Annotated in this window: 23 protein-coding genes; 8 read left to right on the top strand and 15 right to left on the bottom strand. The window is 48.5% G+C overall.

From position 1 onward, the window contains the following. Position 1: 1 nt before the first annotated feature. The 5 genes from J1836_RS09985 to J1836_RS09965 are packed head-to-tail and all read right to left on the bottom strand — an operon-like array spanning position 2 to position 4,748. Entirely contained in the window at positions 2-862 is an 861-nt protein-coding gene (locus tag J1836_RS09985; protein WP_207250955.1) for a glycosyltransferase family protein, read from the bottom strand. Next, positions 859-1,620 carry a glycosyltransferase family 2 protein gene (locus J1836_RS09980; protein WP_207250954.1) on the bottom strand — a complete coding sequence of 254 codons (762 nt, stop codon included), beginning with the start codon at positions 1,618-1,620 and terminating at the stop codon, positions 859-861. Before J1836_RS09980 ends, J1836_RS09985 begins: the two co-directional genes overlap by 4 nt. Continuing rightward, positions 1,620-2,426 carry a glycosyltransferase family 2 protein gene (locus J1836_RS09975; protein ID WP_242632792.1) on the bottom strand — a complete coding sequence of 269 codons (807 nt, stop codon included), beginning with the start codon at positions 2,424-2,426 and terminating at the stop codon, positions 1,620-1,622. The genes J1836_RS09980 and J1836_RS09975 overlap by 1 nt, the downstream gene beginning before the upstream one ends. Further along, positions 2,423-3,532 (bottom strand): glycosyltransferase family 9 protein, encoded by a 1,110-nt coding sequence (locus J1836_RS09970; protein WP_242632791.1) that lies wholly within the window; start codon positions 3,530-3,532, stop codon positions 2,423-2,425. Before J1836_RS09970 ends, J1836_RS09975 begins: the two co-directional genes overlap by 4 nt. Then, positions 3,504-4,748 carry an O-antigen ligase family protein gene (locus J1836_RS09965; protein ID WP_207250952.1) on the bottom strand — a complete coding sequence of 415 codons (1,245 nt, stop codon included), beginning with the start codon at positions 4,746-4,748 and terminating at the stop codon, positions 3,504-3,506. The genes J1836_RS09970 and J1836_RS09965 overlap by 29 nt, the downstream gene beginning before the upstream one ends. Positions 4,749-4,883: 135 nt before the next feature. Here J1836_RS09965 and J1836_RS09960 point away from each other — a divergent pair, with 135 nt between their 5' ends. Both J1836_RS09960 and J1836_RS09955 read left to right on the top strand, forming a co-directional pair. Then, the gene (locus tag J1836_RS09960) at positions 4,884-5,996 is read left to right on the top strand and encodes a glycosyltransferase family 4 protein (protein WP_207250951.1); all 1,113 of its coding nucleotides are present in this window, start codon (positions 4,884-4,886) and stop codon (positions 5,994-5,996) included. A gap of 51 nt (positions 5,997-6,047) precedes the next feature. Beyond that, a complete protein-coding gene (locus tag J1836_RS09955; RefSeq protein WP_207250950.1) occupies positions 6,048-7,139 on the top strand; it encodes a glycosyltransferase in 1,092 nt (363 codons plus the stop codon). On the opposite strand, the gene J1836_RS21790 is transcribed toward J1836_RS09955, so the two are convergent. The 7 genes from J1836_RS21790 to J1836_RS09925 all read right to left on the bottom strand — a co-directional run bounded on the left by J1836_RS21790 (position 7,120) and on the right by J1836_RS09925 (position 15,712). After that, positions 7,120-7,701 (bottom strand): RNA-guided endonuclease InsQ/TnpB family protein, encoded by a 582-nt coding sequence (locus tag J1836_RS21790; protein ID WP_278189474.1) that lies wholly within the window; start codon positions 7,699-7,701, stop codon positions 7,120-7,122. The genes J1836_RS09955 and J1836_RS21790 overlap by 20 nt on opposite strands. Then, a complete protein-coding gene (locus J1836_RS21785) occupies positions 7,646-8,068 on the bottom strand; it encodes a hypothetical protein (protein WP_278189473.1) in 423 nt (140 codons plus the stop codon). The genes J1836_RS21790 and J1836_RS21785 overlap by 56 nt, the downstream gene beginning before the upstream one ends. Before the next feature lie 93 nt (positions 8,069-8,161). Next, positions 8,162-9,073 (bottom strand): glycosyltransferase family 2 protein, encoded by a 912-nt coding sequence (locus J1836_RS09945; RefSeq protein WP_207250949.1) that lies wholly within the window; start codon positions 9,071-9,073, stop codon positions 8,162-8,164. Positions 9,074-9,093: 20 nt separating this feature from the next. Further along, positions 9,094-12,609, bottom strand: a complete 3,516-nt coding sequence (locus J1836_RS09940; protein WP_207250948.1) for a glycosyltransferase — start codon at positions 12,607-12,609, stop codon at positions 9,094-9,096. Next, positions 12,606-13,937, bottom strand: coding sequence for an ABC transporter ATP-binding protein (locus J1836_RS09935; protein ID WP_207250947.1), 1,332 nt, complete (start codon positions 13,935-13,937; stop codon positions 12,606-12,608). Before J1836_RS09935 ends, J1836_RS09940 begins: the two co-directional genes overlap by 4 nt. Continuing rightward, positions 13,927-14,757 (bottom strand): ABC transporter permease, encoded by an 831-nt coding sequence (locus tag J1836_RS09930; protein WP_207250946.1) that lies wholly within the window; start codon positions 14,755-14,757, stop codon positions 13,927-13,929. Before J1836_RS09930 ends, J1836_RS09935 begins: the two co-directional genes overlap by 11 nt. 10 nt (positions 14,758-14,767) lie before the next feature. Further along, complete coding sequence (locus J1836_RS09925) at positions 14,768-15,712, bottom strand: glycosyltransferase family 2 protein (protein WP_207250945.1); 945 nt, start codon at positions 15,710-15,712, stop codon at positions 14,768-14,770. Between the two features lie 31 nt (positions 15,713-15,743). Here J1836_RS09925 and J1836_RS09920 point away from each other — a divergent pair, with 31 nt between their 5' ends. Then, complete coding sequence (locus tag J1836_RS09920; RefSeq protein WP_207250944.1) at positions 15,744-17,102, top strand: exopolysaccharide biosynthesis polyprenyl glycosylphosphotransferase; 1,359 nt, start codon at positions 15,744-15,746, stop codon at positions 17,100-17,102. A gap of 28 nt (positions 17,103-17,130) precedes the next feature. Continuing rightward, positions 17,131-18,495: a phosphomannomutase CpsG gene (cpsG, locus tag J1836_RS09915; RefSeq protein ID WP_207250943.1), complete on the top strand. Its 1,365-nt coding sequence runs from the start codon at positions 17,131-17,133 to the stop codon at positions 18,493-18,495. A gap of 43 nt (positions 18,496-18,538) precedes the next feature. On the opposite strand, the gene J1836_RS09910 is transcribed toward cpsG, so the two are convergent. After that, complete coding sequence (locus J1836_RS09910; protein WP_207250942.1) at positions 18,539-19,114, bottom strand: Uma2 family endonuclease; 576 nt, start codon at positions 19,112-19,114, stop codon at positions 18,539-18,541. Between the two features lie 131 nt (positions 19,115-19,245). Here J1836_RS09910 and J1836_RS09905 point away from each other — a divergent pair, with 131 nt between their 5' ends. From J1836_RS09905 to J1836_RS09890, 4 genes are read left to right on the top strand one after another with little or no spacing between them, the layout of a single operon-like run. Then, on the top strand, positions 19,246-19,983 hold the full coding sequence (locus J1836_RS09905) for a PDDEXK-like family protein (RefSeq protein ID WP_207250941.1): 738 nt from the start codon (positions 19,246-19,248) through the stop codon (positions 19,981-19,983). A 50-nt stretch (positions 19,984-20,033) separates the two neighbouring features. After that, positions 20,034-21,611 (top strand): IS66 family transposase, encoded by a 1,578-nt coding sequence (gene tnpC / locus J1836_RS09900; RefSeq protein WP_242632653.1) that lies wholly within the window; start codon positions 20,034-20,036, stop codon positions 21,609-21,611. Next, on the top strand, positions 21,608-22,162 hold the full coding sequence (locus J1836_RS09895; protein ID WP_207250940.1) for a hypothetical protein: 555 nt from the start codon (positions 21,608-21,610) through the stop codon (positions 22,160-22,162). The genes tnpC and J1836_RS09895 overlap by 4 nt, the downstream gene beginning before the upstream one ends. After that, complete coding sequence (locus tag J1836_RS09890; RefSeq protein WP_207250939.1) at positions 22,162-22,392, top strand: hypothetical protein; 231 nt, start codon at positions 22,162-22,164, stop codon at positions 22,390-22,392. The genes J1836_RS09895 and J1836_RS09890 overlap by 1 nt, the downstream gene beginning before the upstream one ends. A 21-nt stretch (positions 22,393-22,413) precedes the next feature. Here J1836_RS09890 and J1836_RS09885 read toward each other — a convergent pair whose 3' ends face one another. Together J1836_RS09885 and J1836_RS09880 are read right to left on the bottom strand one after the other, a co-directional pair. Continuing rightward, positions 22,414-22,782, bottom strand: coding sequence for a toxin-antitoxin system TumE family protein (locus J1836_RS09885; RefSeq protein ID WP_207250938.1), 369 nt, complete (start codon positions 22,780-22,782; stop codon positions 22,414-22,416). Then, a complete protein-coding gene (locus tag J1836_RS09880) occupies positions 22,779-23,072 on the bottom strand; it encodes an MJ0235 family protein (RefSeq protein WP_207250937.1) in 294 nt (97 codons plus the stop codon). The genes J1836_RS09885 and J1836_RS09880 overlap by 4 nt, the downstream gene beginning before the upstream one ends. Between the last annotated feature and the right edge of the window lie 16 nt (positions 23,073-23,088).

The raw sequence follows: 23,088 nt of genomic DNA, 5'->3' as shown, positions 1-23,088 counted from the left end.
ATTAACGCACCAACGTGTAATGTTTTTTGCTGAGTTCCAGCCCGAACCAACGCTCTAGCTTCAGCATCCACCAATGTTTTTGCTGCTTGCGAGTGGGTTGGTAGGCAGGGTTCACTTGAAACAAACCGGGTTCAGTCGGCAAATACGTCTGCATAATGGCGGGATGTGTGCCAGTGAATTCGCGCAAGATACGCCCATCCATCTCACGGTAATCAATCGCCACGTTTTGCTTGCTCCAGTATTTTTCTACGCGGCTGGCTTTGAGGTTCATTTGCGCCTCGCTCCTGACCCAACCGTAGTGGTACATCGTCGCCCCTGTGTGCACTGCTTTGGGATAACGCCCGTGTTTATTGCTGGCTAACACCAACCAAAACAAGCCATCTGGCGCATAACTTCTCACCGACGCTTTGATAATGCGCGGCGCACGCCGATACCAACCCGGCGACCACAAATAGGTGTTGGCATTGCCGTAAAAATGCAGGTAATCGAAAATCAGCGCCTCCACCCGCTCATCGTGTAGGTATTGCTGCATACTGGCGCGAATCGTCGGCAAATCATTTTCATGCACCACTTCATCTGCTTCCAGATAGAAAATCCAGTCGCCGGTACACGCAAATTGCGCGATCATTTTTTGCTGACCGTACACATAGCCTTTGACGCGCATGTGGTCATTCCACACCGTTTCGATCAGGCGGATTTTCGGCTCATTGAGGTTTTGCAATACACTCAGGGTGTCATCGTCGCCTTGCCCGACCACAATCACAAACTCATCCACAATCGGCAACACGGATTGGATGGATTCCACAAACGGATAACCTAAAATCTGCCCATTACGAATAAAGGTGCACGCACTGACTTTCACGGTTTGGCTCCGCTATAACGTTGTTTTTCCAGCAACTTGGCGTACTTGAAATAAGACCCCAGCGCATTCAGCAAGGAAATATTGAAGCCGTCAAATCCGCACAAAATACCGCCTCTGATCACGTAATTTTTGAGGAAGGCAAACAGACCGTGTAACGCAGGCGACCACACGCTTACCCGTTTTTTCGTGCCGCTATTATCCGCCGCATATTGCGTGGAATACTTATTCAGCTTGTGGAGCATGTCGTGGTAGTCGGTGAAGGAATAATGAATGATGTGCGAATCCAGTTGGGTATGCGCGGTACTTTCCACTTTTTCGTGACACTGCGCCTCCGAAAAGCGCACTTTTTCGCGGTGAAATAAGCGCCGCACATAGTCGGGATACCACGTCGTGCAGCGTATCCATTTGCCATGAAACAGATTTTTACGGCGAAATTCATAGGTATCGTACTGGCTATTCACCAAATCCAAGCGCTGAATATCGGCAATTGCATCCGCATCCAGCCGCTCGTCCGCATCCAAACTCAGTACCCATACGTGTTGGCAAAACGCTAGCCCGTGGTTTTTTTGCAAGCCATAACCGAGAAAGGCTTGTGAATACACCTTCGCCCCCAGTGCTGTCGCAATCGCCACTGTGTCATCGGTGCTGAGGGAATCGACCACGATGACTTCATCACACACTTGCAACAGCGATTCAAGGCAGGCACGAATATGCTGCGCCTCGTTATAGGTAATCACTAACCCACTTATTTTTGTCATTATTCCACACCCTTGATTGCCCGAATAAACGTTTTATCTGCGATACGTGCTTGTAAGCGTTGCAGGTTCGCTGACTCAAATTCACGCGGACTTTCCTTATGCCACAAGTGCAGAATCGGCACAGCGAAGCGCCCTTCTTTGCGCAATACCCCGTGATTGATCAACCTAACCACCAGATCGGCATCTTCGTGTCCCCAGCCTTGAAACAGCGCATCGAAACCATTGACCGCAACAAAATCCTGCCGCCATAGTGCCAAATTGCAGGTTTTTGCGCCCGCCCACGCCGTTGGCTTGTTCTTACGCCATTGCGCTGTAACTGACCAACGCAACAAGGGCAATAAGCGGTTTACCTTACCTGCGAGCCGTTGCTTGAGCCAAGTCAGCGCGGAAAAGTGCAATGGATCACAACATCCTGCTTCCCAATCCGCCGTCAATGCCGCATTCAGTAGCACGCGATTGCCCGCCACCAACCAGCCTTTTTCTGCCAAGCGTTCGTGCTGAGCAATAAAATTCGCCAATACTGCGCTATCGCCATCCAAAAAAATCAGGTAGTCACCCGTGGCTTGAGCAGCCGCTTTATTCCGAATCTCGGCAGCACGAAAACCCTCATCTGCGTGCCAAACGTGGTGCAAAGGGCAAGGCGACAGCGCTTGTAACATCGTTAGCAATGCGGCGGTGTCTGGTGTTGAACCATCATCTGCCACGATAATTTCGTCAGGCAAACGTTGTTGCTGGAATAAGCTGTGCAGGACAATTTCTAATGCCCGTGGGCGGTTATACGTAGTCACAATGACTGAAATTTTCACACTTGCTCCTGTTGCCACCAAGTATTAACTTCAGCGAAAATCTTGCTTGGCTCAATCCGCTGCAAGCATTCGCTGTTACCCTGCTGATCATCGCACCCTTTTTTACCACACGGCACACACGGCATATCTGCCTGAAACACAGTGATATTCCCATAGATTTGCTGGGGCTGACTATGCGTAGCATTGCACTGCAAGGCATTCGACCACGGCGACCAAACACCCAACAACGTCGGACCAAAAATGGCGAACACGCGCTTATTTTGTGCAGCAGCAATGTGCATATTCAAGGTATCACCCCCAACATAAGCCAGCGACAAATTGCTCAGAGCAATGTATTCATCAAGGCTGGTTGCACCAATCCAATCGTATACATTCGCCAATACGGGCAAAGTAGCTTTTATCTGCAAATCCAGCGCCGTTTGCGCCCCCGTTACCACGATAGGGATGCCCAAACCACTGAGCTGCTGCAACAAAGCATGGCGCAAGGCTTCTGGATAAACCTTGTAGCCATATTGCGCGGAGGGGTGGAAAATAATGAACTGACCAATAGTAGCCGCCTGCAATTTTGCCAACACTGCCGCTTTACTGGACGCGGAATGATGTACTGTAGGCACAATTTTCCCGACCGGAATACCCAGCAAACGCAGGGGTTCGAGATTATTCAACAACGTATGGCGAGCAGGGTCTGGCAAGTAATACCCTGTCAACAGGCGTTTTTTCCACCAATTTTTGCGTGGTTCAGCCTCAATGGTACTGATAGCATGGCGGGCAGCTAACAGCGCATATAACACACTGCTATCCGTGGCAGTCAACGAAATCGCTAAGTCATAACGCCGCAACAGCACTCGCATCAACCCAAACGTTTTCTGTAAGCGCTCCCACTTTGGCAGTGTTTTCCACCGATACGAATACACCAGAATCTGGCGAATCGGCTGCAAGGCTTTGGCAACACCCAAAGTATCGTCATTCACCAGCAGATCAATCACCGCCTCAGGATAGTGTTCATGCAAGTGTTGAATGAGGGGGGAAGCCAGCAACACATCACCGTTGGATCGCCGGATAATAACCAGAATACGCTTAATCACGGGAACGTTGATCGTCGACATACAAGAGAGAACCCAGCAGCAAAAAGAGGAACGTCAAATAATGATCCATGATATAGCCGTCGGAAAAAAAGATCACAAAATAAAACACGGGGAAAGCCAGCATCACCGGACGCAGCGGACTCGTCGAGCGCCGATACAAGCTCAACATCGCGTAAAACATGTAGCCCAATACCAGCAAACCCAACACACCAAATTGCACCATTTCCTGCACGTACACATTATGCGGGTGGTTAAGCACCTCACCCCGATCAGCTTCAGGGAAGTTTTCCTGATTCACCTTGATGTACTCTTGGCGATAATCCCCCGTACCCACGCCAAGCAGCGGATTTTCTTGAATCATTTCAAACGAATTCAGCAGCATAATCACGCGCAAACCCATGCTGGAATTAGGCTCTTGCTCATAGTTCTGCACTTCATAAACAGCCAGATTCACCCTATCCTGCACTACGGGGCTAAACACGTAAGCCGCTGGGGCAATCGTCGCCACCAGTGCCAGCGCAATCAACGCTGGCTTGAGCAATTTGCCCTGATAGAACTGGAACACAAACAGCGACAACAGCACCAAAAACACCACTTGCCCCATGCGCCCTTGGGTTAGGAACATATCCACGCCCATGATAACGAACACTACCAAACCCAACACTTTGAGAGGCAACGACAATGGCTTCCACAAAAATACCGCATACAGCAGCAGATACAGGGTAAATGCCAGCACGGGGTTGTAAACGATATGCCCCACAAACGGGGTCGGATCTTCGACTTTTTCTAATCCAAAAATAGCATAAGGCGGCATAATCTCTAAATAAATACTGTATGAAATGCCCACCAGCAACAACATGGACAAGAAAAATGCCAGCAAATAATACGGAATATGCTCACGTTTTAGAACGGTCATCAACACGGGAATCATCAAGTACTTGAATTCTTTTTTCAAGATAAATGCTGCAAATTCCCAATCACTCGTCCACAGCAAACCAAGAAAATGCAACCCCACGAATGCAACGGCTGCCAATGCAAACGGATTGTATCGGATAGCTTGGAATTTCTCAGAGAAATTACCCTCAAATACCCATAGTATCAAAATAAGTGTCAGTAAAATATTGCCGATAGCAATACTATCCATAAACGTAAACGCCAGCAGAATCAGCAACCACGAATTCACGGTAGCAATATCCGGCCACTGTCCCTGTATCCGAGCAAGGCTTATATTTTTCATAATAGGTTGTCCCATCCCTCTATCACCTAGCGGCACAGCAGATGTCATGGTTAAATGTGTGCTAGAATTCCGGCTTTTGCGAAACGCATTCTATCTATTGTTACAGACCTGTTTCATCACTGCCAAGGTTTTTAAATGCAAGTAGCACTCGTGCATGAATGGTTTAACGAAGTCGCAGGCTCGGAAAAGTGCGTAGGCGAATTCAATACCCTCTACCCAGATGCCGACATCTTCACCTTAGTGGATTGGTTGGATGAGGCGAATCGGCAAACACTCCTCGGCGGCAAACAAACCAACACATCGTTTATCCAACGTCTACCCTTTGCGCGTAAGCACTTCCGCCAGTATTTGCCACTGTTCCCCATCGCGATTGAACAGTTCAATCTGGATAAGTATGACCTCGTATTATCGTCTTCACACTTGGTTGCCAAAGGCGTACTGACGCATCACGGGCAATTGCATGTGTGCTATTGCCACACGCCAGTACGTTACGCATGGGATATGTACCATGACTACCTGCGCGGCGGTAACTTGCAAAATAGCAGCGTTAAATCGTGGCTTAGTCGCCGCACCTTACACCACTTGCGTCTGTGGGATGTGCTGAGCAGCAACCGTGTAGACCATTTTATCGCCAATTCACACTACATACGCAAGCGTATTCAGAAAATTTACCGGCGCGATGCGCACGTTATTTACCCGCCGGTTGATACTGAACGGTTCAGCTTATCGACAGATAAAGATGATTATTATCTAGCCTTCTCACGCTTAGTACCATACAAGCGCATGGACTTGATTGTACAAGCCTTTGCGCATACCCCGCGCCGCTTACTGGTGGTCGGGAATGGTTCTGAAATGGACAAATTGCGTGGTATGGCCACCGCCAATATCGAATTCCTAGGGTTTCAGGATGATGCACGCGTAGCACAACTGATGCAGCAAGCCAAAGCGCTGGTCTTCGCGGCATTGGAGGATTTCGGCATTATTCCGGTGGAAGCGCAAGCCTGTGGCACGCCCGTCATTTGCCTTAACCAAGGTGGCACGGCAGAAACGGTGATTCACGGCAAAACGGGGATTCATTTCCCAGAGCAAACGGTTACCGCTATTCGTCAGGCGGTGGATACATTTGAAGCACAACAAGCGCAATTTGATGCTGAATATATCAGCCAATTTGCCCAACAATTTTCAGTGCAGCGCTTCCGAGAAGACATTAATCAACATATTGAAAAACTGCTGGAGCAGAAAATATAAAAATTGACTATCATCTGTAAATCGTCCAAAAAGTAAAGACAAATACCCATTATGAAGGTTATCCACGTAGCCGAATCGTTTGCCGCAGGTGTATTGCATTTTGTTGCCCAATTGACTCATGCCATGCCGGAACATGAGCATATTGTCATTCACGGCAACCGACCCGATACGCCAAATAATTATGCAGCCTTGTTCCCATCTAGCGTAACGCTGTTGCCGTGGGTAGGTGTCACGCGGGATATTTCACCTTTGGGGGATGTGGTCGCACTGTATCGTCTGATGCGCTTATTGAAGCAACAGGATGGCGACATTATTCACTTGCACTCTTCCAAGGCGGGGTTTTTGGGCAGAATTGCAGCAAAACTCGTCTGGCAGTCTGAACGGGTTATTTATACGCCACACGGAGTTGCCTTTCTGCGGCAAGATATTCCCTCGATCAAGCAATCACTGTTTATTTGGCTAGAAAAGTTAGCCAGCCTATGCAGCGGCCACGTCATCGCCTGTTCCGCATCCGAAGCGAATAGCTTTACAGCCAATGGCATTCCAGCTGACTTCATCAGTAATGGCATCACTTGCGCCGCTATCCCTGAAAAAACACCCACGAGTAACACTATCTGTACGGTTATATTGGTTGGCAGAATTTCCACCCAGAAAAATCCGGCACGTTACAATGCCATTGCGCAAGCGTGTGCGGATCAACCTAATCTGCGCTTTGTGTGGGTAGGTGATGGAGAATTGCGACACGTATTGAATGCGCCTAACCTGCGTTGCACTGGCTGGCTTAGCCCCGCCGGAGTTGCCGAGCAATTGCAACAAGCAGATATTTACCTCTCCACTTCATCGTGGGAGGGTTTACCGTTGTCTGCGTTACAGGCGATGTGCCACCGCTTACCGCTAGTGTTGAGCGAATGCACGGGGCATTTGGATATTGTGCAAGCAGGGCGCAATGGCTATTTGTTCCAACACGATGACACTGCGCTTCTCGCCATCAAAACACTGGCGGGCGATGCAACATTGCGCGAACGTTTAGGCCGAGCCAGCCGCGAAATGGTTGAGCAACAGTTTACGGTGCAACAGATGGCGGATAGTTATCGGCGGGTGTACCAAGCCCATGAGCATTCACTCATCGTGTCAATTCCCTGATAGTGGATCTGTCATGCAACGCCCCACAGTCTGGGCAAGTCCATTCTCTTATTCCAAGTCCTGCTCTACCTTTCGGACTGTTGATGGAAATACTTCCGCAACATAAACAGGCTTGGGTACTGTACGCTTCGTTGACTTCCAGAAACACGCCTTGCATCGCTTTCGATTTTGCATCAAGTTGTGTTTTCAGCATGAACCAGCCTGCGTCCAAGACGCTTTTCGCCATTTTGATTTTGACTAAGGATTTACTGCTGACGTTGCCGACAACGATTAATGAATGCTGACGCACCAGTTTAGTGGTGAACTGGTGGATAGCATCGGCTCTACGGTTTTTGACCTTGGCATGGATAGCCTTGACGCGCCGTTTTTTGTTGGCACGTTGGGCAATACCCAATTGTTTTTGGACGTTGCGGTAGAATTGATTTGCTTGAAGTTTCTCGCCATTGCTACAGGTGGCGTAGTCTTTTAAGCCAAGGTCAATGCCGACTTCACCGCGCCCCGACGCTTCAATCACAGGCACTTGCACCACGACATTGAAATACCAGCGACCAAACGGCTGCACCCGACTTGAACGGTATCCAGCCTAAAGAACGGCGGCTACCGCCAGACACGCACCAGCGGAGCTTGTCTTTCTTGAATTGCTTTCGCGCTTTGGCGTGGGCTTTGGTAACTTCCTGAACCGTTTGAGAATGGAGGGAGTAGCCGCGTGATTTTTTGAAGGCCGCTTGGCTCTTGGCGAGGTCGAAGGCAGTGAAATTATTTCTGAGGTAGCCGACTTCTGGCACGGCTATGTAGCTGTATTCTGCCGTGATAGCGTTGGCTGCGTTCCATACCTGATTGCACTCAAACGCCCACTGCTTTAGCACGGACGCGTGTTTGTCCCTGATGCGGACTTTGAGGGTTTTCAAGGTGTGGGGGGTAACATTCATGGGAATGAGTATAGCAAAAAAAGAGAATGCCGAAGACACTTACAGTCTCGCCGTGAACGACGGGGGTTTACGCGATTTCTGATAAAGTTCCCTTCAAAACGGCTCTTGATTGAATTTACCCATTTTGCCTAATAAGCCATGCCACCCTCCTAACAGGATCATGCGACCATGAGTTAGGCGCTGTTTGGCAAACATGACATAAAAAATGCACTTAAGTAGTAAACGTACCCCATCTGCTATTTTCCAGCGCAACGATACACTCGGCTCTTTATATAAAATCACCGCATTACGCAACAGATAGTAGTGCCTAACAGGACGGTGTAAGGGTATATTTTTTTTGAAGAATCGAATATGCGAATCTCCAAGACGGTGCTGTAAATGAGCTGCACAAACACCATAACTTTGTAATCCTTGTTGAGCAGCTCGCAACCCCCACTCAAAATCGACATAATCAATAAAGAACTCGTCCCGCATGTCACCGACTTTATCCAAGACCGCCATCGGTATCAAACACCCCGAAGACACCAGATAACTCACTGGAATAACCGCATCTACCGTATCGCAAGAACAGCGTTTTAACCGTAAACCTTCCAGCCGAATAAACGCAGTCAGCTTGTTGCTACCTACCGCTTGCCGTTCATCCCAGTAACGCGGCCCTGCTGCTGCTAACGAGGGATAGGTCGCAGCAATTGCCAACAACTGTTTAACCATATCAGCGGCAGGAATGCTGTCTTGATCCATCAATAACACAAAGGTTGCCTGACGTTGCCGTGCCCACCGGATGCCCATGTTATGCGCGGTTGCAATACCTCTATTTTCACCTAATGCGATAACATCCGTTACCGAAAAGCCCCCTTGAGCATTCCATGCCACAAGATCATCGGACGAACCATTGTCCACAATAACGACTGCTGTCACCTGCGGTACGAGGCTTATCAGTTGTCGTCCCAATAGGGCGAGGTCAGGGTAGTGTGTGACAACAACCGCGACAACGTAAGGCTTCAAGTCCTCATACTGTTGCAACACTAACGTTTGACCACCGATTTGAATAAGGTAGCCAGTTCCGCCGCCTGTTCATCAAAAAAGGTGATATTCAGCGTACTCAGCGCAATGGTCGCGCCAACAGGGATACGTTCGAAATACTCTAGCGTATCCAACACCGCTTGTTGCAAGCCCTCACCTTTATCCGTAAACGGAATAATGTAACCGTTCTCACCCACGCGAATATCCTCCACAACGCCTCCTGCATCAGTAGCGATGACCCAGACATTTCTAGCCAATGCCTCACGTACCGACAGACCAAAGCTTTCTTTCCACTGCGTGGGAAACAGCAACACATCAATACTGGAAAAAAATGCGTCGATATTGTGCTGCGTATAAGCAGGTACAACCTCCACATTAGGGATACCCGCTAAATCCAGCGGATGATAAGAAGCAAATCCAAGGTTTATCGCATTATCAACCAAAACGAGCTTGGCGTTAATATAATCTAATTTAGCAAACACTTTCTTAATCAGGTGGAAGCCTTTGATTTCAGTATTGCCTCCCACATAACCAAACCGTAGCGCCCCATCTCGACGGATACGTGCAGTAGTATTATGTGGTTTCATGATACCATTTTTATTCACCCGTACCGCTGTAAAGCCATTCGCTTTATAAAAATCAGCAAAAAAATGGCTAGGTGATAATAGTAAGACAGCATTGTGAAGCACATGACGTAAGCGCTCGTCGCGATAGCTGTTTAAGTGTTGATTATCAACACATTTTGCGCACACTGTGCGCTCAATGGTCTCTTGTTCGCAATATTTACCTTGTTGATTAATCATAAATTGGCGACCACATAACCACCACGCATCATGCAGCGTCACTGCGTATTGAATACCTTGTTGGATACACAAATCTACTACAGCAACACCGATGGTTTGAATACTATGGAAATGCACGATGTCAGGCTGTACTACCGCAAGAACATCGGCAAACGCGACCACCATATCAGGGTTATCAAACTGTGTCTTAGCATCCAGTATATCGGGTATCCCTACGCCGTAAACATTAATCCCCTTCGCATCGTAACGTCTCAGCGTATACGGTGGTGTTACTGAAGCAGGTACTGTAGTGAAAACATGAACTTCACAATCTTCTTGTGTATTAATCCATTGATTTACAGCTTCTGCAACAATCGTTGCCCCCCCAAAAGAACGCGGATGGTAATAACAATTGACAGAAAGAATACGTAGCTTAGCAGGACTCCGTTTATACGATTCCAGCAATGGTAAAACTTGTTGTTTAGCCATATTACTGGGCGAATAATGCTGCATCACCGTAGCGTAAGCCGCCTCGCCGACTTGAATGCGTTTAACTGCATCCGTCACCAGTTGCGTTAATGCAACCTCCCACTCCTCATCTGTTTCACACAAAAAGCCACTTTCACCGTTAAGTATGACTTGGGTAAAAGCTGCCCGTGGCGAACATACCGAAGGTAACTTAACAATGGATGCCTCAAGGTATTTGATATTGCTTTTTGAATCGTTAAACACGTAATTTTCAAGCGGTGCAATGCTAATATCACACTCAGCCATATAACCCAAATAGGCTGCATAATCACAAAAAGGGATAATTTCTACTTGGCTAGAGTAACGCGTAAAACCTTCGGGAAGTACTAATGTACCAATCAAACGGAAGCGCACCTGCGGGAATTTACCCAAGACAGCAAGCAGTGCTGGAGCAGCTTCTGCAAAATCAATATTATGCGTATTCGTTCCAGAACCATACACAATACGGACACAATCAGTTTGCTGACGAGGATGTTCCCGGCAAACGGTTGCTGCTACTGCTAATGTTGCTTGGTCTAACGCATTCTCAATCACCCGTACTGCTGGCACACCAGCACGTTGCATCGCCTCAGCCAATCCTGTGGTAGAAGCAATACCCGCATCACACATCAGCATGGCCTGACGGTATAAACCAGCCCCTTCAATGAGTTGATCAAACACGTTTTTATCGAGAGCCGCCAAGGTTTTACTGTTAGCCAACACCTCCTTATCGAAAATAAAGTCATCCACTTCCCACCATGTAGGCAGACGTAACCGCCGAGCTTCTTGGATGATTGATACCACCGAAGAATACGCTGGCACTCGATAAAAAATAACCAAGGAATGTGTTTGTAAAGCATCAATGCACGCTTGCGTATCATTCCATCGCAAAATAGAACAACCGATACCCAACGCGGCAAACATCTCGCTTTTTTGCTGCACACGGTATTTCACGCATTGCGGAATGCTCATTTCAGCAATAATTAATACGCGAGGTACAAACCATTGTTGTGCCTGCTGACTAACTGTTTGTAAATAAATAGGATCAATCGGTTGACTATTATGCCGTATTTGCGATATTTCCACTTGCCTGAGACTGCGCTTGATGCCGTGAATGCCTTCGTTTTGATAAATCCTCAAGGCTTTGCGCACAGTATGTTGGACACCGCCCGCCCGTTGAATAGCTGGCATCACCAATTTAACGCTTCGTCTAGCACGTTTTAGCTGATCAGCAACCAGCCGCAATGGCTTAGTCATCCGCCAACTGGTTGAATGATTCATGATGGCAATATGCTCATCACGTTCAAGCAGTGTTTTCCTGAGGCTAATAATCTCTGTATTAAGGCTAGTAGTCTCTGCTCTGAGGTCAGCAATTTCCTCAGCACGCGCCATCACGGCTGCTGATAAGGTTTCCCACTGCTCTTCCGGTGCTATTGCCAATGTTGCCCAAGGGTTTGTCAACTGGGCTGGCGCTTGAGAAAATTGACCGCGCACATTATTATGCCCCGACACAACCAGCTCCAATTGCCCAGCCACGCAGCGCTCACCCAGCATATTCAAAGCCGCAGGACGCTTATGTACAACACACAATGAATTCAAAAACTCAATCGAATGAATATCTGCAAGGCATGATTCGTCAAATTCAACCGCAAAATGTTCCGCAAAACCTTGTAAGAGTTGCGTCCTATTGCATTCTATACCCCAATGCTCATGATTAATAATATCCGCCAGCCGTTTAAAGAATGCAATAGATGAATACGGGTAGTACAAACCACCTTCAAAAGACTGCCAATAACTACAATGCAAATCTTCCGCAACAAACATTCCCCCCTGCGTTAAATGACGAAAATACCGTACAAACGACTGAACAATATCGGCTGACATATGTGAGCCATCGTCAATAATGAGGTCATACTGGGCTGATTGCGCTAACACGGCTTGTTCTGTTGTATCCGTATTCGCATTCCCTACCACAACATTAATACGTGGATCAGTATATGTGAGGCAGGAACAATCAGGGTTAATATCGCACCCCACAAGAATTTTCGCTTGAGGAAAATACTTACCCCACAACTCTAATGAACCACCATTCTGTATACCAATTTCCAACAGGCTCACTGGCTGCGCTTGATAACTAGCAAAAAGCCTGTCATATGCCGATAAATAGCTCGCCCATCTATCAGAAACTTTGCCTTGATGTTCTTGATGTAATGTTTTTATAGATTTCATACGACTTCTTTAAAATTAACTTTATCGAATTGAATACCAACTAAACCCCAACGAACCTTGCTCGATGAGATATTCAAAATCAAGGCATCATGCAGCCAATGGTGCTGTACATGATTAACAATATCACCATTAGCCAATGAAGCCATTACAATATATTGACCATTGGGTAACATAGGCAAACGAAAGACAAACTCACCCTCAAACACTTTACCTGCTGCTATAGGTGTTGGGTTCACATCCGTAAAAGCCAAAGTATTTTCGCCAAACAAGTCTTGCCCAAGGCGATCTCTAACCAAAAATCCCAAGATGGGATGGTCTAAATCTTGGTGGGTTTTAGCTGTCACCACCATACGAACAGCTTCTCCGCCCCGCAAGACGCTAGTAGGCTGGGGTATCAAAGGTTCAAGCCGTACCGAAAGGATTTCTCCGGCTCCTGTTTTCCAACCATTTGCGATGTGCATATTTTCAGTGGCGGACATCTGGCTACCGTAGTCGATTAACGCTGCACCAGCCTCTATTTCTATGGGAACATCCTTAACCTCCGTAATATTACCCACCGCAAGCTCCTGTAATTGCACGTCATTCCCGTAGGTTTCTTGTAACGTGTATTGCAGGTATGACTCGGCAACGTCTTTGGATATCCCCATCTGTTTTAATTGCCCAGCGTGCAACCATACCGCACGTTCGCATAAATTCAGTACAGACCCCATATCGTGGCTCACAAAAATCAACGTTCCGTGCTCTTTAAACTTGCGCAGAAACCGCATACATTTTTGGGAGAATACGGCATCACCCACTGACAATGCTTCATCAATCACTAAAATGTCAGCATCAACATGGGCAATCACCGCAAAGGCAAGACGGACAAACATACCACTAGAATACGTTTTGACAGGCTGTTCAATGAAATCGCCAATATCGGCAAACGCCGCAATAGCTGCAAAGCGGGTATCAATATCCGTGTTACTCAGACCTAATACCGCAGCATTCATGTAAACATTCTCACGTCCACTGAATTCTGGATTAAACCCAGCACCTAACTCTAACAAAGCTGCTATCCGCCCATTTACCGTAATATGACCGGTACTAGGGGTCAATGTGCCGCAAATCATCTGAAGTAATGTAGACTTACCCGAACCATTGCGTCCAATAATACCAACAGTTTCACCTTTTTTAATTGCTACCGACACATCTCGGACTGCCCAAAAATCACGGTAATACACTTTCTTCGTACCCCGAAACATTTGTAACAAACGGTGATAGGGTTTTTCATAAATATGGTAATTTTTCCCAATTCCATCAATCTTAATCGCAAATTCAGAGGACATCAGCAAACCCTCCTCTGGTTTTCTGAAACCACACAAACCCCAGCCACGCCACCAAACCGGCACAAACACTATAAATCAACAATCCTCCCCAATTCGGCAGATTGCCCCACACCAACACTTCGCGGGTTTGCTCAATCATAAACGTCAGCGGATTCAATAACAGCAATGCCTGAAACTTTTCCGGCAATTTTGATAAGGGGTAAAACACCGGACTCATGAATAACAACACCGTCGTGACCAACCCGGTAATTTGCGCCACATCGCGCAAATACACGCCTAACGATGCCAAAAACCAACTCACCCCCATAATGGCCACCACAAACGGTAACCACACCAAGGGTAATAACAAAATTGTCCACGGTACATGGTGCATTAACAATAATTCCGCCACCAGCAACACCAACACACTAATTGCGGTGTGAAACAGCGCCGATACCAAGATTGTCCACGGCAAGATTTCCAGCGGGAACACCACTTTCTTCACATAATTGACATTGTTGAGCAGCAAGCCAGGTGCACGGTTGACACATTCAGCAAACAAGCCATGTACGATCATTCCCGCGAACAGAATGACGGCGAATCCACCTTGATCCACGCTAACATCCACGTCCCAGCGGGATTTGAATACAAAGCTGAATACAAACGTGTATACCGCCAGCATAAAAATCGGGTTAAAGAACGACCACGCCACCCCCATCATCGAGCCACGGTAGCGCCCCAATACTTCACGCTTACTCATTTGCCAAATAAGCTGACGGTTACGCCACAAGGAATCAAACAAGGCGAGCGGACTAATGGGAAGGGGCTGGTATAGCTTCATGGCAACCTAATTAAATTTTTTTAAACAGTGCGGCAGCAATGAGACCGAAGTGACTCCACAGCGGCTCACGGTAAATACCCACTTGCCAGAAACCCAGCAAACGGGGTAAGAATCCACGCTCTCGCGCCGCCATAAACCGCGTCACTATTTGCTGGTTTTGCGGGGTGAGTTTAGCACGCATCCGCAGTAATGCTTGCAGTTGGCGGTCATTTCCTGCACGGAATGTCCCCTGCCATACTTCACGCAAGGTGCGTAAGCGCACTAGCCGCGTCAACCAGTGCGTTTTCATCCCCACCAGATTGCCGCTGTGCTGACGGTAACGCAACGTTGGGCTAGCATCATAAAATACTTTACCACCCGCTCCCGTCACCAACAGATAAAGCCACCAATCGTGGGCTACGACTGGCACAGCTTGACCTGCTTCACGTAATAACAGGCAAGCAGCGTGATTGAACAGCATCGTATTGCCGCTTGCCACGTTCTGCGTCAGGGCATGAATAAAACAGGGGGATTGATGGAAAGACGGTGATAATCCCAACGGCTGATTATCCGCATCAACCAACAACGTGCGTGAGGTATACAAGGCAGGCATGTCCGGCGGCATAGCCTGCAAACACTCCACCGCTCGCTGGAGTTTATCCGCATTCCACACGTCATCCTGATCGCAAAACGCGTAATACGCGGCTTGAATCTCAGTGCGACAGGTTAGCGATAAAAAGTTAGCCACGAAGCCGCTAGCAGCGCCGTGAACAATAGATAAGCGCCCATTAGACCATTTTGACCTATACTCACCCAGAATTGAGAGGGTATTATCTTGCGAGCCATCATCAGACACCCACATAACCCAATGCGAGTACGTCTGAGCTGCCACTGAATCGAGTTGGTCGCTCAGATAATGCTGACCATTATAAGTACAGAGCAGGATAGCAACCTCTGGAATGGCACTTGGCTTCAAGACGTGATGACTTCTTTTCTATTGATAAACCATGAAATATACCCTGTTCAAGCTGACCCTGTATACCCTGCTACTCTTGCTAAACCTATTGCTCGCACGTGGTTTGGCTGAATGGTTGTTACCGGATGTGTACGCACATCCCACCAACAAATACCTGTGGCAAGTCATGGTCTATTTGCTGATTTTCTTTTACCTGAAACTGCTGACCCGCCGCATGGTCACGACCTCCGAAACGTGGTTGATCATCAAAGGCAGTGTGATGGCGCTGATTATTAACTTTGCGCTAATGTCGTTGCTCAAACAGGCGGATCAGTATTCGCGCCTGATTATCCTCATGTTCTTCGGGTTGAACCTGCTCTTGCCCGTGTGGATTTATTACGTGAAACGACGTTGCCTCCAGCACCCATTATTGCGTGAACGGGTGTTAGTGATTTGTGATGAAGCAGCCTGCGTCGATTCCCAACAATGGCTTGCTGCCGATAATCCATTCGGATTTGATGTCGCGCATACCGTCAATATTCACCATCACTCGCCGGAAGGTTTGCAAACCACGGTCAGCAATATCCTTACAAAAGAGCATTTCTTTGCCACCATCATTATGCTGGAAAATACCGGTATGGAGCACATGTTCCAGCTCATGGATAAAATCCAGCACAAGGTGAAACGCATCCTGCTCGTGCCGCGCATGACCTCTTTACCCATGTTCAATGCCGAAGTGTTCAACTCCATCAATCAGAAGGGCTTGATTTTCTTTGTACGCAACAACTTATTGAGTGACAGTGACCGCGCTTTCAAGCATGTCTCTGACTTTATTTTGGCACTGATGCTGACGTTGACACTCGCGCCGTTCTTGTTTGGGCTATACGCGTGGGTATGGCTAGCGACGAATGGCAAGCCGATTTTCAAACAAAAACGCGTTGGGCAAGACGGTAAAATTTTCAAGATTTACAAATTCCGCACCATGCGAGCGGACGCTGCCGAACAACTGGAAAAAATCCTCGCTGCTGACCCTGATGCACGCGAAGAATGGGAACGTGACCATAAATTGAAAAATGATCCGCGCATTACCCGCGTGGGGCATTTTTTGCGGCGCACCTCGCTGGATGAGTTGCCGCAACTCATCAATGTATTACGCGGGCAAATGTCACTGGTCGGCCCCCGCCCGATTATTGATGAAGAAGTGGTTGATTACGGCGATTATATCGACTATTACCAGCAAGTCAGACCGGGCATTACGGGGCTATGGCAAGTCAGCGGGCGCAATGAATTGAGCTATGGCGAGCGCGTACAACTGGATGTTTGGTACGTGCGCAACTGGTCGCTGGAGCTGGATTTGATTATCCTCACCAAAACTTTTGTGGCTGTCCTGTTACGCAAGGGCAGCTATTAATGACAAGCAGCAAAAAAGAGACGTATACATGCAAAAACTAACCTGTTTCAAAGCCTACGACATTCGCGGCAAGCTGGGCGAAGAGCTTAACGACGACGTGGCTTACCGCATCGGGCGGGCGTATGGGGAATTCATCGGCGCAGGCAAGCAAGTTGTGGTCGGCGGTGACGTGCGTTTGACCTCCGAAACCTTAAAGCTGGCATTGGCGAATGGCTTGCAAGATGCAGGCGTTAACGTCATCGACATCGGCATGACCGGTACGGAAGAAATCTATTTCGCCACTTTCCACCTTGGCGTGGATGGTGGCATTGAAGTCACTGCCAGCCACAATCCGATGGATTACAACGGCATGAAGCTGGTGCGTGAAGGCTCACGCCCAATCAGCGGCGACACGGGCTTGAAAGACATCCAGCGCATGGCGGAAGAGAATCAGTTCCCGCCGGTCACCCAACGCGGCGCACTTACCCAGCAATCGTGCCTTGCCGATTACGTGCAACACTTGCTGGGTTACATCGACCTGAAAGCGATTAAGCCGCTGAAATTGGTAGTGAATGCGGGTAATGGTGCTGCGGGTCATGTGGTCGATGCGCTCGAAGCTGAGTGCCAACGCCTGCAAGTGCCACTTACCTTTATCAAAGTGCATAACGAGCCGGATGGTACGTTCCCGCACGGCATCCCTAACCCCTTGCTGCCGGAAAATCGTGCCGATACCCGTGATGCGGTATTGGCGCACAACGCTGATATGGGGATTGCGTGGGATGGCGATTTCGACCGCTGCTTCCTGTTCGATGAAACCGGCGAATTCATCGAAGGCTATTACATCGTCGGCTTGCTGGCAGAGGCGTTCTTGCAACAGCATCAAGGTGCAAAAATCATTCATGACCCGCGCCTGACGTGGAACACGATTGACGTGGTGCAAGCGGCAGGCGGCGAGCCGATTCAATCCAAAACCGGACATGCGTTCATCAAGGAACGGATGCGGCTGGAAGATGCGATTTACGGCGGTGAAATGAGTGCGCACCACTATTTCCGCGACTTTGCTTACTGCGACAGCGGCATGATTCCGTGGTTGTTGGTCGCGCAATTGATGAGCGTGAAAGGGCAAACACTGTCCACACTGGTGAGTGAGCGCATTGGCAAATTCCCATGCAGCGGTGAAATCAACTTCCACGTTAACGATGTGAAAGCGTGCATCGCGGCGGTACGTGAGCATTTCACGGCATTACAACCGCTGGTGATTGATACCACCGATGGCTTAAGCATGGAATTTGCGGAATGGCGTTTCAACTTGCGCGGTTCTAATACTGAACCCGTGCTACGCTTGAACGTCGAATCGCGTCAGGATATGGCGTTGGTACAAGAACAAGTCGCGAACATCAGCCGATTCTTCTAATCCCGTAGGGGCGGTTCGCGAATCGCCCCTACCCCCCGCTACGCTAAATCTGCTCCACAAATGCCCAGTCGATGCTGAGATCAGGAAAGACTTGCAGGGCAAGCGGCTCATCCATGCCATACACGGAGGGGCGGCTGTACTTGCCTGCCTCATCCAAGGTATACACCATGACCCAGCGTTCGGTGGGATGCACAATCCAATATTCACGCACGCCGTGCTGTTCATACAACCGGGTTTTGGTGTGCATATCCTTGAGCGTGGTGGCGGGTGACAACACTTCCACAATCCAATCCGGCGCACCTCGACAGCCTTTATCATCCAACTTTGAGCGGTCACAAATCACGGTTAAATCGGGTTGGACCACGGTGTCTACCTTGTCATCCGTCTCATTCTGACGTGGCAAACGCACATCGAACGGCGCAACATAGCCTCGGCACGATTTACCTTGCAGGTAATTACCGACCTGTCTACCCAACTCAAACACGATTTCTTGATGAATACGGGACGGCGCAGCCATCGCATAAGCGATACCGTCGATTAGCTCCCAACTCTCGTCTGCCGACCAGCGAGCGTAATCGGCATAGGTGTAACGTTGTTGCAATTTTTCGGCAGTAGACATTGCTGTTCTCCACAAAGCAGGCACACCGCAAACATAGCACAGCCGCTGGTTTTGGGGCAGGCGCTTTGCAAACATGACATGCAGGATAAACTGTGCAAAAATCAACACACCTAACTTATGAGACATGTTTGATGAGGGAACTCGACTCTTTCTTCCACGATATAAGCTATCGGCTCAAGATCGCCAACGACACCAAAAAGCTCTTGGACAAACGCCTTGCCAGCAGCTTTAGCCTGTTCCCGTACATCACCCCCAATGAAAACCGAATTTCCGAAATCATCCGCGATTTACTCGACCCTAACGGCAATCACGGACAAGGTGATATTTTCTTAAAGCTATTTCTTGAAACTATTGATAAGGCTGATCTTTATATATCAGGTGATCATGCCTGTATACGCACTCAAGAACCCACGACAACCGGGCGGCAAATTGATATTATCATCGAAATCAAAAAAACAAACCAATACCATGTAGGAATTGCCATTGAAAACAAACATTGGGCAATTGACCAAAAAAATCAAATTGATGACTACTTTCGCCATATTAAAGAAAGATACCCATATAGCCATTACATCATTTACTTAACTCCTTATGGTAAAAAACCACCTCAGCATAGTGCGCAAGAAACTCAAAATAACCACATCGACAAGCTCATCTGCATGAGCTATCAAACCGAAATTATATCTTGGCTGAATGCTTGTTATAAAGAATCTCAAGCGGAGTATGTCCGTCAATTCCTTCTCGACTTTTCAAACTACTGCCAGCACAATTTGGACTATAAGCTTATGATCGATGATAAAACTGAAATCCAAACAATTTTCAATTACTTACTTGAAGAACAAGGCAACAAAGATAGAATAAAAACGTAACTGAACAGTCCCCCCTTACCCAAACGCACTAAATTTGCGACACTCCCCCGATGACCCAACAACTGAAAGACCACAGCCTCAAACAGCTTAACAGCCAGTACCTTGCCAAGCTCACGCCGGAGGAACTGCTGCACCTGTCGACCAAGTTGTTGCATGACCTGAAAGAAGCGCGGGAACAGATCAACCAAAACTCCAACAACTCCTCCAAACCACCCAGCAGCGGTTTCCCGTGGGAAACGTCACCCAAAACGGTGGCTTTGCCCGAAACAGAAGGGGTGGGTGCAGCCAGAGGAAAGCCAACCCCGGAACCAGAAGCTGTGGCGGGCACAAAGCCAGCCCAACCAGCCAAACGCAAAGCGGGTAAACAACCCGGCGCACCGGGTTATGGTCGGGTATGGCATCCGCCCATCAATGCAGACGAACACCATTACCCCAGCCGATGTGAAGCCTGTGGCAGGTCCCTGGATGCGGCTGTCTCCCGTATTTATACCGCCTATGACAGTGTGGACATCCAGTTTGGCACGGATGGGAACCCCGGACTGACCGTCATCACCACCCGCCACCACCTTCACGATAGCGTATGCACCTGCGGTCATGTGAGCCGCCATATCCCGCATCGCCAAGCTCCCGACCCGTTATACCCGGAGGTTGATGTGGGCGAGTGGCGGCTGATTGGGGGCAATCTGGCGGCACTTATTGTCCACCTACGGCTGCGCTCACGCTTGTCACTGCGTGGCACACAAGAACTGTTGCGGGAGGTGTTGGGCATTCCCCTAAGTGTCGGGGTGTTGCAGCAATGTTTTGAGGAAGCAGCCGCGAGTGCTTCTCCATTGGAAGATGCCTTGGTGGAAGGGCTGTTGGCAGAAGCCACCGCTGACGGCGGGGTGCTGTATATTGATGAAACCTCTTGGAAAGAGCGTGGCGAAGCCCTGTGGCTATGGACATTCGTCACCACCCTCAGCGTTTGTTTCTACGTAGGGCAGCGCACCATTGAAATGCTCGACAACGTGATTAGCCCCCACTTTGGGGGCTGGCTGATGAGTGATGGCTATGCCGCTTACCGCCACCACCCCAAACGCTTGCGTTGCTGGGCGCACCTGATCCGCAAAGCCCGTGGGCTGGCAGAATCACTGGACAAAGACGGGCGGACGTTTGGCAACTTCACCCTCGCTTGGCTGAGGGTATTACAGGACGACATTTACGCTTGGCGGGCAGCAGGCGGCACGGTGGGGACGCAAACCGACGTGATCCGTCAACGCCATCAGGCAAAACTCCTGGAATTCAGGGCATTATGCTTGATCCATGCCGTATCTGCCCATGACAAGACGGCGGCACTGGCGAAAGAGTTCATCAATGATTGGGATGCCATTTTCCGAATCCTTGACCACCCGTGGCTTCCCTTGACCAATAATGAGGCTGAGCGGGCGTTGCGCCATTGGGTGATCCTGCGCAAAACCAACCATGGCACAAAGAGTGCTACGGGGAGCCGTGCGTTTGCCATGCTGGCCAGCATCATCGGTACTTGCCGCAAACGTGGACAGTCTGCCTTGGCTTATCTTGCCAGTGTTATTACCGCTGCCCGCGCTGGCTTTGCCCTGCCCGCTTTACCGCAAGGGGTGGGGATGTGATCAATTACATAAAAACAGCCGCACTGATTGCCAACAACTTTGAGAAAATTAAAAACCAGATTCTCTCTTTATTTGCCAATAGACTTTTTAACGCAATAAGTGAAGAATTCAAAGAGTATATAGTCTACTCAAATTTAACGACATCTTCTTTTGGAAAAGAATGCGAACTGACTTTATCAAAAAAAAACTGGCCTTTTTGTATTAAAATCCGACGAAACACTCAAGCAAAAGACAATCTCTGTTTCAGCATTGGGGTTTCACCTATGCCCAACATTGCCGACAAGGGGAGAATAATTGATGAAATCAGAAAACCCATAATTGACAAGCTGGTTTACCCAGAAATGATACAACTTTATAAACAGGGAGACAACGGAAACTGGTGGTTTCATTCCTCAAGATGTGAAAGATTTGAATGCTGGACTCAACCAGAAATATTAGCCGCATTACATGAAAATCCTCAAGAAGCTATTAATTACTTTGTTGGCGAATTTCACAAGATATTGGAAATTGTTAAGCATATTATCAAAAAACACCCAGAGATTCTTCTCTGATGCCAACCTGCTGGATAATAGCTGGCCCCAACGGGGCAGGCAAAACCACGTTCGCATTGGAATACCTGCCCCAAGCAGCTTGCCAACATTTCATCAACGCCGACCTGATTGCCGCCGGACTGTCACCGCTTGCACCAGAACGTGAATTGGTAGCAGCCAGCCGCATTTTCCTGCAAGAACTCGAAACACACATCCGCAAGCAAGAAGATTTCGCTTTTGAACCACGTTGATAGATCGCAGCTATCAGCCGCTCATTCGTTGCGCAACGTGACAGTTTCACGCACAAACAGCAAAAACTCACGCACAGCCATCTCAGGATCATCGCTGATATAACTGGCAGTCACATTGCCTTCCGAACCATCATGGTAATGCTTGGGGAAAGTGCTGACTGACTGCCATTTCAGGTGGGGCGCGTTGTCATGACGATAAACCGTGTTATCCAACGCCCGTCGCTCCCAATGATAGCTGTAGCGTCCATTCAATTTCAGCGACAGCCATACATCCATGAAACTGCCATCATTCAAAAAGATACGCAGCTCGTTGACTTCGCCGAGTACGGTGCTACTGATGATGTCGGGAAATTCGCGCTCTACGATGTCTTGTAAAAGCTGCATATTCATTGAATAGTCCGCAGTAGCTTGCTCAATTCATCACGCTGGAATTCCAAACGGTCTAATCGTTGCAAATCGCGCCAAGAATCAGCTTCTTCCAACGTACCATCCTGATACCGCGCCTCCATATCCTCGACGCTGGAGACCCCGTAACGTAGGTGCAAGATGAAAACTTCCGCGTTCAATCCGCGTAGTTGTTGCTCCAAAAAGCTACGCAGGCTTTCCCGCATCAGGGTGGATTCAGAAATGTGCAAACGGGTAGCAACATTGCTCAGAACAGTTTGATCTTGTAGCTGCATGTCGTGTTACCTCTTC

Origin of the sequence: Thiothrix fructosivorans, from assembly GCF_017349355.1 — a bacterium.
In the GTDB taxonomy this organism is placed as follows: Bacteria; Pseudomonadota; Gammaproteobacteria; order Thiotrichales; family Thiotrichaceae; genus Thiothrix; species Thiothrix fructosivorans.
Note: the sequence above shows the minus strand (reverse complement) of the source record. Positions and strands in the feature narration are given on the sequence as shown.

Bases quoted from the DNA above. Each gene is read 5' to 3' on its own strand.
- J1836_RS09980 (WP_207250954.1), bottom strand. From the start codon at position 1,620: ATGACAAAAATAAGTGGGTTAGTGATTACCTATAACGAGGCGCAGCAT.
- J1836_RS09970 (WP_242632791.1), bottom strand. From the start codon at position 3,532: ATGTCGACGATCAACGTTCCCGTGATTAAGCGTATTCTGGTTATTATC.
- J1836_RS09965 (WP_207250952.1), bottom strand. From the start codon at position 4,748: ATGAAAAATATAAGCCTTGCTCGGATACAGGGACAGTGGCCGGATATT.
- J1836_RS09960 (WP_207250951.1), top strand. From the start codon at position 4,884: ATGCAAGTAGCACTCGTGCATGAATGGTTTAACGAAGTCGCAGGCTCG.
- J1836_RS09955 (WP_207250950.1), top strand. From the start codon at position 6,048: ATGAAGGTTATCCACGTAGCCGAATCGTTTGCCGCAGGTGTATTGCAT.
- J1836_RS21785 (WP_278189473.1), bottom strand. From the start codon at position 8,068: ATGAATGTTACCCCCCACACCTTGAAAACCCTCAAAGTCCGCATCAGG.
- J1836_RS09940 (WP_207250948.1), bottom strand. From the start codon at position 12,609: ATGAAATCTATAAAAACATTACATCAAGAACATCAAGGCAAAGTTTCT.
- J1836_RS09935 (WP_207250947.1), bottom strand. From the start codon at position 13,937: ATGTCCTCTGAATTTGCGATTAAGATTGATGGAATTGGGAAAAATTAC.
- J1836_RS09930 (WP_207250946.1), bottom strand. From the start codon at position 14,757: ATGAAGCTATACCAGCCCCTTCCCATTAGTCCGCTCGCCTTGTTTGAT.
- J1836_RS09920 (WP_207250944.1), top strand. From the start codon at position 15,744: ATGAAATATACCCTGTTCAAGCTGACCCTGTATACCCTGCTACTCTTG.
- cpsG (WP_207250943.1), top strand. From the start codon at position 17,131: ATGCAAAAACTAACCTGTTTCAAAGCCTACGACATTCGCGGCAAGCTG.
- J1836_RS09910 (WP_207250942.1), bottom strand. From the start codon at position 19,114: ATGTCTACTGCCGAAAAATTGCAACAACGTTACACCTATGCCGATTAC.
- J1836_RS09905 (WP_207250941.1), top strand. From the start codon at position 19,246: ATGAGGGAACTCGACTCTTTCTTCCACGATATAAGCTATCGGCTCAAG.
- tnpC (WP_242632653.1), top strand. From the start codon at position 20,034: ATGACCCAACAACTGAAAGACCACAGCCTCAAACAGCTTAACAGCCAG.
- J1836_RS09890 (WP_207250939.1), top strand. From the start codon at position 22,162: ATGCCAACCTGCTGGATAATAGCTGGCCCCAACGGGGCAGGCAAAACC.
- J1836_RS09885 (WP_207250938.1), bottom strand. From the start codon at position 22,782: ATGAATATGCAGCTTTTACAAGACATCGTAGAGCGCGAATTTCCCGAC.
- J1836_RS09880 (WP_207250937.1), bottom strand. From the start codon at position 23,072: ATGCAGCTACAAGATCAAACTGTTCTGAGCAATGTTGCTACCCGTTTG.